Source organism: Brasilonema octagenarum UFV-OR1, assembly GCF_963888615.1.
GTDB lineage: Bacteria > Cyanobacteriota > Cyanobacteriia > Cyanobacteriales > Nostocaceae > Brasilonema > Brasilonema sennae.
The window spans coordinates 1-12,646 of sequence record NZ_CAWPKW010000252.1; the positions used below are offsets into that span (position 1 = coordinate 1).

General features: G+C 37.6%; 5 protein-coding genes and 1 pseudogene. 1 reads left to right on the top strand and 5 read right to left on the bottom strand.

From position 1 onward, the window contains the following. The first annotated feature begins 91 nt into the window (after positions 1–91). On the top strand, positions 92–874 hold the full coding sequence (locus AC5590_RS20535; RefSeq protein WP_169265301.1) for a TrmH family RNA methyltransferase: 783 nt from the start codon (positions 92–94) through the stop codon (positions 872–874). Positions 875–1,017: 143 nt separating this feature from the next. On the opposite strand, the gene AC5590_RS20540 is transcribed toward AC5590_RS20535, so the two are convergent. From AC5590_RS20540 to AC5590_RS20560, 5 genes and pseudogenes are all read right to left on the bottom strand, one after another. Further along, complete coding sequence (locus AC5590_RS20540) at positions 1,018–3,225, bottom strand: AAA-like domain-containing protein (RefSeq protein ID WP_169265302.1); 2,208 nt, start codon at positions 3,223–3,225, stop codon at positions 1,018–1,020. Positions 3,226–3,249: 24 nt separating this feature from the next. After that, a pseudogene (locus AC5590_RS20545) lies at positions 3,250–3,549 on the bottom strand (response regulator); the annotation flags it as partial. A gap of 91 nt (positions 3,550–3,640) precedes the next feature. Continuing rightward, positions 3,641–9,103 (bottom strand): trifunctional serine/threonine-protein kinase/ATP-binding protein/sensor histidine kinase, encoded by a 5,463-nt coding sequence (locus AC5590_RS20550; RefSeq protein WP_169265303.1) that lies wholly within the window; start codon positions 9,101–9,103, stop codon positions 3,641–3,643. 411 nt (positions 9,104–9,514) lie between these two features. Beyond that, positions 9,515–10,549: a carotenoid oxygenase family protein gene (locus tag AC5590_RS20555; RefSeq protein WP_169265304.1), complete on the bottom strand. Its 1,035-nt coding sequence runs from the start codon at positions 10,547–10,549 to the stop codon at positions 9,515–9,517. Between the two features lie 77 nt (positions 10,550–10,626). After that, positions 10,627–12,483 (bottom strand): alpha/beta hydrolase, encoded by a 1,857-nt coding sequence (locus AC5590_RS20560; RefSeq protein WP_169265305.1) that lies wholly within the window; start codon positions 12,481–12,483, stop codon positions 10,627–10,629. Between the last annotated feature and the right edge of the window lie 163 nt (positions 12,484–12,646).

Genomic DNA, 12,646 nt, shown 5'->3' on the forward strand with positions numbered 1-12,646 from the left:
TGAACAAGGGGTGGACGAGTCCGTTTCCTACCTGATAACTGATAACTGGTAACTGATAACTGTTAATTACCAGTCATGACTCAGAACTTTAATGTTAACAAGTTTACAAAATTCCCTAGTCAAGCAAATTCGCAAACTCCACTCCTCAAAAGAAAGACACCAGCAGCAGTTGTTTTTGGTAGAAGGGACGCACTTGTTAGAGGAAGCTTGTGCAGCGAATTACCCATTGGAAGCAGTGTGCAGTACACCAGAATGGCAAGACAGCCATGGTGTGCTATGGCAAAAAGCTTGTGATCTTTGCGAACGAGCAGAAATTGTAAGTGAAGAGGTTTTAAAGGCGATCGCCACCACAGTACAACCAGATGGCGTAGTTGCGACGGCAAAAAGAAGCGATCGCTTTGGGGAAGTGCCGTTTACTGGTATAATGCTAGGGTTGGAAACTGTACAAGATCCAGGCAACTTGGGTACGATAATTCGGACTGCAGCAGCTGCTGGGGCTTCTGGGTTGTGGCTGAGTGAAGATAGTGTGGATTTAGACAATCCAAAAGTATTACGTGCTTCTGCTGGACAGTGGTTTCGCCTAGCAATGGCGATGAGTCCTGATTTGAAAACGACAGTCCAGCAAAGTAGGGAAGCAGGAATGCAGGTTGTTGCAACCTTACCCAGTGCTACTTTGACTTATTGGGATGTAGACTGGCGCAAACCCAGTTTAATTTTGTTAGGGAATGAAGGTGCTGGTTTGTCAAAAGAATTGACAGCAGTAGCAGATTTACAAGTAAAAATTCCCCTGAGTCCAGGGGTAGAATCTGTAAACGTGGCAATTACTGCCGCTTTGATGTTGTACGAAGCACAAAGGCAAATTTTCAAAAGTTAAGAGGGAATAGGGAACAGTGAACAGTGAACAGTGAGACCAGTGCTGCGGGAGGGTTTCCCTCCGCAGGCAACTGGCGAACCCGAAGGGTGAACAGTAAAAACTGATAACTGATAACTGATAACTGGTAACTGATAACTGATTGTTTAGAGGTGCTCACTTATCCAAGTATGATCAAATATTGATTGATAAATCGGGTTCTGCACTTTTAAAACACCCTGTTGCTTGACGACTAGACCTGACAATAGCAACTCTTTTTCTTCTGGACTATCAACAGAGACGACTTCTTGTTGAGACAAAATTTGTCGATATAGTTTTAGTAGATGAGATGATTTTAGTTTGGTGTTGAGAATGCGATTGCGCTCTGCGCAGCGGCAAAGCCGATCGCGTATGGTTCTCAAATGCTCTGGTTCATCCTGAGATTCCCAATTCTTGATCACATAATTTCGCACTAAATTCTCAACCCATTGCGCTTCACCGTTTGTCGGAATAGGAGATGAACAACGGCGTATGAATTTACAAAGCTTTTGAGTCAGAAAAGGTTGACCGTTTGTCCAGGCTAACACTTCTTTGAGCACGATTTGTGGATTACTGACTTTCTCTGTTAATCCATAAAGCAAAGGTTGAGCTTCATGGATTTGAAAGCCATTGAGTTGAATTGCTTGACCAATATTGAAGGGTGTTCTTTGAAGATCAGTTATCAAATCAGAAGGTGTTGCGACTCCAAATAAAGCAAAAGTTAAACGTTGATACTCTGGATTAATACCGCGTTGATTAAAGCAGAAGCGAATCAAAGCAAAAAAGTCATTAACAGGAAAATTCAATCCCAAAACAGTATCAATTTCATCGACAAAGATAAATATCTTTTCACTCTCAACCTGAGCTAGTATGATTTCCTCTATAAACCGACTCAAGCACTGAATAGACGATAAATCTTTTTGTTCGTTCCACCACGCTTTCAGATTCACCTTTCCAAACAAATTAAAATTTTGCCATAACTCCACAGCAAATCCCTTGTACCATTGAGCAGGAGTGACGTTTTCAGAACCAAGGCGAGTGATATCAATCGCTGCACAAGTAAACCCCTCTTGCTGGAGACGATGCATCATGCATACCATGAGGCTTGACTTACCCATTTGGCGTGCATTCAGAATGTAACAAAACTCTCCGCGCTTGAGTGCTTGATACAGGAGACGATCTGCGGCTCGTACCACATAAGTAGGAGCATTCATCGGTAAACTACCGCCAACTTGATAATCAAAGGTTGAGGATTGTTCTGCACTTCTGAGCAAAGCGTTTTCAAAAACCAGTTCAGCTTGAGTCGCTTTCAGAATTTCTAATGTTTGAGACAGTTGGCGAGTACGTTCCTCGACTTTTTCTTCCAAGGTAGAGTTGGACTGGGCTAATGCATCTTTTGCCTGGTGCAAGGCTGTATTTTTGTGTGCTAATTCTTGGGTAAAGTGAATCCGTTCGTCTTCTGCGTGTTTGCGTTGGGTAATATCAGTAAAGGCGGCTATGGCATAGATAATTTTTCCCTTATCATCATAAATTGGAGTTGCTGACACCTCTATGGGAACCATTTTGTCAGCTTGCTGAAGCACTATATCATCAACGGTTACACTTTCGCCGTTAAACGCTCGTAAAATGGGTTGCTCCTCAAAGGGATATAACTGATTTGTGCCCGCTACATAAGCTTGATAAATCTTAGGAAATTCACTTACTTGAACTTCAGGAACGATACTTTTTCCAAGTATCTGCTGTGCCTTCTTATTGGTATAATAGCGTTGACCGTTGGCATCAATGACAAATATTCCTACTGGGACAGCTTCCAGAAATTGAGTCAATTTTCGCTCACTTTCGCGCAATGCTTCCTCTGCTCGCTGGCGTTCAGTCACCTCTTGTTGTAAACGAGTTAATAATTCTGCTTGAGCGTGCTGTGCTAAACGCTCTTGTTCGTGCGCTGCTTTTATTCGTTGCACATGCTGCAGAGTTTTGTTGGTTGTGATTTCTAAATCTTGAAAATTAATCGGCTTAGTTAGGAAATCAAAAGCACCCCGATTCATAGCCGTTCTGATATTTTCTATATCACCATAAGCAGAAATAATAACTGCTTTAATGATCGGATATAACTCATTAAGTTTCGTAAGCAAAGTTAGCCCATCCATTTCTGGCATATAGACATCAGTTAAAACGATATCTATATCCGGTTCCGCTTGCAGCTTTTCTAGTGCTTCTAAACCATTTTGAGCAAAAATTAATTGGAATTGCTTTTGCCGAATTTTTTTTCTAAATGCCTGACAAAGGAGTATTTCTAAGTCAGGCTCATCATCCACAACCAGTATTTTTGGCGGCATAGTTTTTTCTCTGATTGGGACTCTTCATGCACTAAAGATTTTCTCTTTCAGTTTATCAAATTGAATTGGCTTAGTAATATATTCATCAGCTCCGTATTTTTTAGCTATTAGATAATTATCTTCATCGTCATAAGCAGTAATAATAAAGACTTTTAAATTAGGAAAATTTTGTTTGATAATTTTGAGTAACTGTAAGCCATTCATCCCAGGCATATTGATATCCGCCAATATCAGGGACAGGCATTCGATTAGTTTAGTTTGACTTTGTATTTTTTTCAATGCTTCCTCTGCAGACAGGGTAAAGTCTAAACTAATCAGGTTTTTTTTTAGTTCTCTTCTAAATTTTTGCTAGAATAAAAATTGAACATCTTGTTCATCATCTACAACCATTATTTTCATGTTTTCATCTGTTTTCTTACGGAACAACTTTAGGTAAAGTGATGATAAACTTTGTATAACTTCCCATTTCTGTTTCCACCCTGATATTTCCTTGATGCTGCTGGACAATAATATCATGAGTAATAGATAAACCTAAACCAGTTCCCTCACCAGGTGGTTTAGTGGTGAAAAAAGGATTAAAAATCTTATCTAGCGCTTTCTGAGGAATGCCTTCGCCATTATCTCGGATGTGTATCTCTACCTCCTCACCCAAATCTTTCGTCCTGACAAAAAGGATAGGCGAAAAACCCTCAGCCTCGTGCTCTACATCCACATACAAACGCTTTTTCTTTTTACACGCTGCATAGCAGGCGTTATGAATGATATTTATAAAAGCACGACTCATGCTCTGCGGCACAACATTGAGTTTACCAAGCTTATCATCATATTCAGTTTCTATGTTCATGTTAAAGGAAGGGTTTTTGGCACGCATTCCGTGATAAGTTAGACTAATAGCCTCAGCTAGCAAGGCGTTGATGTCAGTCAGTTGTCGATCGCCAGTTTGCCCCCGTGAATGCATGAGCATCCCACGCACTATATTATCTGCTCTTGTGCCATGCTCATTGATTTTTTTAGCATTTTGTTTCAAATCATTTAATATTTCTTCTATGTTTTCCCTAGATTCTGGATCTAATCGGTCTTTTTGACTTGAAATCTCTTCAAGCAGTTCCTGGGTTAATTCTACAGAAAGTTCAGCAAAATTGTTAACAAAGTTTAAGGGATTCTTGATTTCATGGGCAATACCTGCTGTCAAAGCTCCTAAAGAAGCCAATTTCTCTTGTGCGATAATTTGAGATTGAGTCGCTTTAAGTTTTTGCAAGAGATTTGCTAATTCCTGATTCTTCTGTTGTAATTGCTGAGTTCTCTGTTTCACTTTTTGTTCCAGAGTTCGGCTATGATCCTCTAACTGCTCGTAAAGACGGGAATTTTCAATTGAGATGGCGGCTTGAGCAGAAAGGATTCTTAACACTTCAACACGTTCTGGAGTAAATGCACCTGTTGTAAGATTATTTTCTAGATATAAAATGCCGCTGAGTTTGGCTTTATACAATAAAGGAGTGCAGAGAATGGATTTGGATTGAGCGGTGAGAATGTAGCGATCGCGGGTAAATTGTCCTTCATGCAGAGCATCATTTAAGACCACATTTTCGCGAGTGCGGGCGACATAGTTAATGATGGCGGTTGATAAAAAAGGATGTAAATTATCGGTATTTACTGAGTTTATTGGTATTGATTGCATAATTGTAACTTCATCCGAATCTGCACTTCCTGTAGCTTCGATCACCCAGTTATCCTCCTCGTTAAGAGACTTTGTTTGGGAATGCAGAATCAGAAAGCCTTTTTGTGCTCCTGCATTCTCAATCACGATTTTCATCAACTTTGCGAGTAAGTTGTGTAGAATGATTTCGCCAGAAATCGTTTGTGTTCCTTTAAGTACACTTAGTAAATCTAATACATGGGATATATTTTGCCCCGTTGTTGATGTGGATAAAGTCGTCTTAAGATCAGTTTTATGAGCTTGACTCAGAAATTGTGGGTATTGGGCTTCCAAATCTTTTACTTTGGCTGTAGCCCCCCAGAGTTGATAGGCGTAGTGAGCATCTTGCAAATAGTGACGAGCAAGATGATCTTGGTTTCTATCTATATAAAACTTTGCTGCTAATTCATAAGCGAGGGCTTCTTCATTAAGATATTCATGTTCGTGTGCTAAAGCAATAGCGCGATCATAATATTCCCTAGCCTCTCTATTTTTGCCCAACACGCGATCACGTTCAGCCTCCACTAGATAAAATTTGTGTAGATAATTCATGGGAGCATGATCTGCCCATTTTTTCATTTTCTTCTGGTTATTAGTAACTTGTTTTAAAAGAAATTTTTGTTTTGACTCAGCAACATCCTTGAAAACGGCGAGTCGTGCTAAAGAATCATAGAGATAGAATAGAGGAATAAGGAGTGAGGCTGTAGCACTCCCTAAATACTTTTGAGCGAGTTCTGCATTTTTAACAGCTTCATGGTAATTCTGAAATAAATAACAAAGAATCATTTTGTGGAAATAGATATTGCAAATTGCGGTTTTATCATTCGCTTCTAAATGAAGTGGAAGCATTTTCTCTTCGTTGTAAAACTCACCCAGGAATTGACAAGAACACTTATCCTCAGATTCATCCATTAATTGCGAGATAGTTCGGTGTAAGATTTGTAAATAATTGAATATCGTTTGTTGTTTTAGCTGATTCATAGTCTGACTATATGAACATATCTGCTGTTCTAGTTTTCTCAAATTTTCTCCAACGCAATATGCATTAAAAGAATACATAAATGCTGAATAACCGCAAAATTCAAAATCCCCATTTTCTTTCCCTCTTTTATAGGCTTCTATCAGCGGTTCTAAGGTTCTGTTTCCATGTTCTTTCCAATTTTTAATAAAGCTATTAATAACATGCATAGCTCTATTTTTTTTACGTGTCATATTGAATTTATCTAAAGTTTTCATAGCGAGTTGACCAAATCTATATCCAGAATCAATATCTCCCACAACTCCACAAAGAATCATCCCGTAAGCAGCATAGACAAAAGCAGAGTCAAAAGTATTTCCATATTTAATTAATAAATTAATTTCTTCAAACACAATAAGAGAATACAGCGGTGGAGAAGTCAAATATGCTGCTACTCTTACTTGAGATAATAAGTCTATTGCTGCCATTTTGTAGGAATTAGTCATTGTTGGTAAGTCAATCAAGTCTTCAATTCGATGTCCTACCAAAGATATCTTTGTCTTTAGTAAACCAATCCAAATATTCGATTGACTCAGTTTATCTGGAAAATTCACTCCCAAAGATTTCACGACTGGTAGCACAATTTCTAAAGCCTGCAATGGCTGATTTTGTGCCATATAAGCTTGGATTTTCACTTCATATATTTTTATTGTATCCAGCAAAGTTTTAGCGTTACACAGTACCACCTCAGCCAATCTCTCCATCTCCTCAAAATTAGTGTTGAGATATGCTGCATCTGTTGCTTCCACATACAACGCCAGTGTTAAATCATACTGCTTATCCCAGCTATTTTCTGCCAACAAGTCCATGGCAATTTGCAGATATCTCAATGCTGGTTCATACGCGACTGATCCTTTCGCTCTTTTAGCAGCCATTAAATTAAGCGAAGCTAATTCATCTCGATATGATTGATGATTTATTAATTCAATGCTCAAGTTTAATTGGTTAACAATATCAAAATTTTTCCGTTCTCGCTTATCTTGTGGAGTATTTTTCAGCAGCAGTTGACCTACTTTTTGATGAACCGCGCTTCTGTGTTCTTGCGGAATCAAAAAATATGCTGCTTGCTGAATTCTGTCATGGGCAAACTTGTATTCACCCTTGACAGAGTCTGTTTCTTGTAACGAATCTGGATCAATCGACTTGTAAGCATCTTTCAAGAGTAAGATGAAACCTTCTTCAATTGGTTCACACAGTGATTTCAATATTTCTTCTGGTAATTTTTCAGAAATATTTGCTATTGTTTGAATATCAAACTGATGACCTATGCAAGCTGCTAGCTTCAACACCTCTTGCGTATCCGAAGATAACTTCTGAATCTTGCTCACCATTAGTTCAACGACGTTATCTGTAAAGTCTCTCGCTTGAATTTGCTCCAAATTCCATCGCCATCTTCTCTCATAGGTAACAGGAGATAAATCAAAGTCTACTAATCTTTCTTGATATAATGATTGCAAAAACTGGTTGACAAAGAAAGGATTGCCATTCGTTTTACGAACAAGTAATTCTGCTAGACATTTTCCTTTATCAAAAGAACAATTGAAGGTATCTACGATTAACTGATTAACATTTTGTAAATCCAAAGGCTCAAGGTGAAGATAATTGACAATCGTCCCAGATTTTTGGATTTTATCTAATGTTAGCTTCAATAGATGGTTCCCATCCACTTCATTATCACGGTACGCACCAATCAAAAACAAATATTGACTATTTTCTGCTGTCATCAGCAGTTGTATCAATTGCATTGAAGCATTATCTACCCACTGTAAATCATCTATAAAGATGACTAGTGGATGTTCTGGTTGGGTAAAAACTTGAATAAAATGTTTAAAGATTAGATGAAAGCGATTTTGAAATTCTGTCGATGACAATACAGGAAGTGATGATTGCTTACCAACAATTAATTCTACTTCCGGGATGACATCAATAAGCATTTGACCATTAGAGCCAAATGCTTCTAATAATTTTTTTCTCCATAAATTAATCTGTGATTCACTTTCGGTTAACAGTTGTTTGATTAATTGCTGAAAGGCTTGAATCAATCCTGAATAAGGAATATTGCGAGAGAATTCATCAAACTTACCAGAAATGAAATAACCTTGCTGTTGAGTCAATAATTTATAAAATTCTTGGACTAAAGCTGATTTTCCAACTCCTGAATATCCAGATATCAACATCATTTCACTTCTAGGAGGTGTATCATGATTTATATCATTCACTCTCCCAAATGCTGTGAGTAGAGTTTCAATTTCTCGTTCTCTGTGATATAGTTTTTGGATAATTTGAAATTTCTGAGAAACATCTTGGCAAGCGATGGGTAAATTTGAAATTTTACCGTTTGTCACGAGTTGGAATAAACTTTCTTCTAAATCTGCTTTGATTCCCCAGGCACTTTGGTATCTATCATCAGCATTTTTCGCCAACAATTTCATCACAAGATTGGAAATAACCAGGGGAATCTCTGGATTGACTTCATGAGGAGGTACAGGTTGTTTAGCAATATGACAATGTACTAACTCCATCAAATCAGTTGTTTCAAAAGGCAATTGACTGGTTAGCAGTTCATAAAAGGTTACTCCTAAAGAGTAAAAATCAGCACGGTAATCGAATGAACGATTCATTCTACCAGTTAACTCTGGCGAAGTATAGGCTGGGGTACCTTCTAAAGTATCGACATTTTTAGTTATGAAACTTTTTTGATAAAAAACTGTCGAAATACCAAAGTCAATAAGTTTGAGTTCCCCGTTTTCTGAGTTATAAACGATATTGGAAGGATTAATATCTTTGTGGATAATGTTAGCCGAGTGTATTCTAGCTAAACTATCAACACTCTGTATGCCTATTAAAATGAATTCTGCTAGTGTTAATTTTCTAGTCTGAATGAAAGATCTTAAAGATTCGCCACCAAAATCCTCCAAAATAATAACTAAAGTCCTCTGATATTTAACTAACGTGTACGCATTTATCACTCCAAATATATTTAACGAACTAATTATTTCAAATTCTTGTTTGTACCTAGCCAGTTCCTCAGGAGTGGGATATTTCTTGTTCAAAACCTTGAGAATAACAGGTTTTTTATCCTGAGTTCGCATACCTCGATAAACCAGGGTATTAGCACTTTCGTAGATATGCGTACTAACTTCAATGCCAGGAATTGTAATCATAATCCAGGATGTGTTTATCTAATTCTGTATCTTGTATCTTTACAAAATTTATCTCGTTTCCATCCATAGCATGGAAACGAGATAAATGGTATTGTCAATAATAGACCTCTTGCAAAAATGAGATTTTACGACGTTCTGTTCCCTGTTAAGCGTTCCCTACTTCTGCAAAAAGTCTAATAACTATCCAACAATTTAAACAGTTCACTTAACTGATTTTCCCTCAAAATACGGATAAACTTCCGTCTCAAACAACTCTTAAATATCTGGAGAATTTTTCTTGACCTTTTTTGAATTCAAAATTCAAAATATGCCCAAAGGGCACGCCAAAGGCGAACAAAGTTCAATCCGGAAGAATTTTTTTGAATTAATTAATGAGGGTCAGAGCCCCCACCATAATCTTTGATTTTGTGGTCAACAATAGCGTAGAGAGTTCAAGCTCCTACTAATTGTCTTTAATTTTGAATTTTGAACTTTGAACTTTGAATTTGAGCCCGAAGGGCGAGTGACTTGCTCTTGATAATCTTCGCGCACGGGACAGTTATAAGTTGCTGTACGAGGTGCAATTTTTGGTAACCAAGTTGTATGTATTGTATAACTAAAATTTAGCTCGGGATGATCGAGTTTGCAAACAGATCCTTGAGCAAGATTCTTGGCATCAAAAATCCAGATTTCATCGCTGTTTTCTGAAGCAACGGTACAAACAATGTAACCATCTGTTGAACTTCCAGCACCATGAACGCGGGGTACAAATTGCGGAGATAAAATCATGTGATTGTTCGATTTACCATCTTCATAAGTAACAGGGAACTCATAGGCGTAAGCAATCTTCATGTCTATTGTATTTAGACGGAATAGACACGAAGGTTTGTTTTGTCGATTGTTTGCTTGAAGTAATTTCTTTGGTGACACTATCCGCTTTTCATTATCTTTGTACAAATCGAAGATAAATTTTGTGAATAGTTCTTGCCAAAAACCTGAAGACTGCCAGTAAATATTTTCTAGCTGTCCTGATGGTAGACCTGTTGATAAGCGATCGCAGTAAGTGTAAAGTCCTACACCCCAAGTATACCTCGAATGAGATAACACATTTGATTCAACAATCTCTCCGCTTTCACCATCTATAATATAGCGACTATTACGGCTAACATCTGTGACGCTAGTCAGCATACCTACTAGATTCGAGGGTACGGAAGTTTCAGGGTTAGAGGCGAAATTATCACTCTGACGCACCCACTCAGCGACATCTGCACTGTTATGGGTTACGTGAAGCGTAATTTTGTTGTCTGGATTCTCGTACTCTGATACATGGATTGTAGCCTCTGGAAGAACTATCTTCTGCGCGACAACTTTCACTTCCTGCTGACTCACTTGGGGGCGTTGTCCGTTTTTCAAGTCTGCATAGAATGAAATATTAGATGATACTGGTTCATTTAGAACTTCTCTCACCAGATTTTCTAGCTTCTTATTCTTGATAATTGGTTTGGTAATCAGCTTGACTTTCGATCTCTAAGTATAGATGCTTATCAAGACTCATTGTTTTGTTGTGATAAGAATGCATCTCTAACTTCCTTGCGAGGTTCATTTAAAACATCGACATAGTAACGTTCTGAAGAAGCTGCAACTTGAATAGTTTTTTGCTCACATATCCAAGAAAAATATTCCAGAGCAATTTTATGTTTTTCCACTGTATTCAATTCTCCACTTATATTGAGCTTTTCCTGTAAATCAGGAGGTGCTATCAGATCAAATTCCTTGGGTTGTTCTAATATTAAAGAGTCTAGTAAACCCTCAAATCCCACAAAAGCCAGACGGTAAATTATCAATTTACTAAAATAACCATGAAAGTAACCGCCATGAACATCTATCCCTGTTGAACTGTTGTTAAAAGAGTCAAAAAAAGCCTTGAGAAGCCTTATGTACTGCCAAAGTTTCAACGGAGATTTTTGATTTGGACAAATGAGAACATTGATTGTTTTGCCATCACGACCTGGGTAGTCAGTTTTATCTTGATATTCTGTACAATCAAAATAGGTAAACAAATCAGCGATTGATTCTGGATCTTCACTTTTAGGAACTAAAGATTCCGGGTCTTTCTTATTCTGTAAAAGGTTTCGCTCTTCCTGCTTGTTTAAAACCTTAACCCCAAGATATTTAAGTAGATGGTCGAATTTTTTCTTAGAAACAAATAGCTGATTATTTGCTGACAATCTCTGCTTTATCTGCTCTAAATTCACAATTCCATAAACATTTTTGTCTGGTAAATTAACTGTCACATTACCAAGTCGATATCCTTGAGTACGAGTACTAGCTGGAAAAGAGAAATAACTAGCTGCTGTTGAAGCAAGGCGTAATGCTACATCTCCCTCGCTACTAAAGAGATAAGCTTCTTCAAAACGACGCAAAGAAGAGCGTAAAAAATTAGTCCGTCCTGAAAGAATAGTATTTACTGGAATGTCTGGAGAAACCAAAATCAACCGACCTAAACTGAAAACACGACCAATATTAGATGATGGTTGTTTGTTCAAATTCTTGACATTACCAATAGATTTTTGATCAAAGACGTCAGAGAGAACTCGCACGACTTCTGTTGTGATGAATCCACCCATACTATGACCAATAAATGTCAACTTAATTCTTTTTTTATCCCACTCCTCTTTTGCTTGTTTTTTTGCTTGTTTTTCATCATATAAAAAAGCTTGGCTGGAAAGAAAATGTTGGGTATAACGCTCTATTAAACCTTGATCTAATTGTCTAATAAATTCTATCAAATCTGGCACGGCATAATATCTTGCGCGATATTCATCTCGGAAATAAACAATAATTCTCAAAAAGAATAAACTTCCAACAAAAGAAGCTACACACAGACCTGCCAAAATCAAAATTCCAAACCAAGAATACGAGAATAAAAATAATAATAAAATACCAATAGCAGTAATTGCTAACCCACTATATAGTAAAAATTGTAGTAAACTCGGTAAAGAATTAAATGCATTCTTCAGGCTAGAAGGAACACTTTCCGATGACCATCGGTAACCTAAATAAACAAAGCTACTTTTTCTATCTTTCAGAGCATTGTCTTGTTGATTCAGATATTTGCAAACTTGTTCCCAATCTTCGCGTACATAGTCTTTCTGTCCATCCTTAACACCAGTATTATAACCATGAATTTGAATAACCAATCCTAACTCTTCTGTCTGCGATTGACTGTTTTGATAAAGATGGTCTATAACATCATCAATTGTCGGCAAAGTTTCATCCACTTTCAACTTATCATCTTCTATATTGATAGGTGCGGTGCTGCGGATAAAGTAACCGGGAATAGTTAGATTTTTGCCATCAATTTTCTGATTTTTTACAAGGTCATCTATCAAAAGATCCATATTTGCTACCTAATTTTGTGTTAAGGTTTAAAAATTTTGAGAGAAGTTGGAGCGGAGGTTTCCTCCGTAAGCGATAGCTCCTCGCGGAGCGAGGCTCCAATCTTCCGTGATTTTGAATTCTTGGTCGGGAGCGTGGGGTCTTGAATGCGTGAACTTTGTAAGC

Coding starts and splice junctions, on each gene's coding strand:
- AC5590_RS20540 (WP_169265302.1), bottom strand. CDS start 3,225: ATGCCGCCAAAAATACTGGTTGTGGATGATGAGCCTGACTTAGAAATA.
- AC5590_RS20560 (WP_169265305.1), bottom strand. CDS start 12,483: ATGGATCTTTTGATAGATGACCTTGTAAAAAATCAGAAAATTGATGGC.
- AC5590_RS20535 (WP_169265301.1), top strand. CDS start 92: ATGTTAACAAGTTTACAAAATTCCCTAGTCAAGCAAATTCGCAAACTC.
- AC5590_RS20550 (WP_169265303.1), bottom strand. CDS start 9,103: ATGATTACAATTCCTGGCATTGAAGTTAGTACGCATATCTACGAAAGT.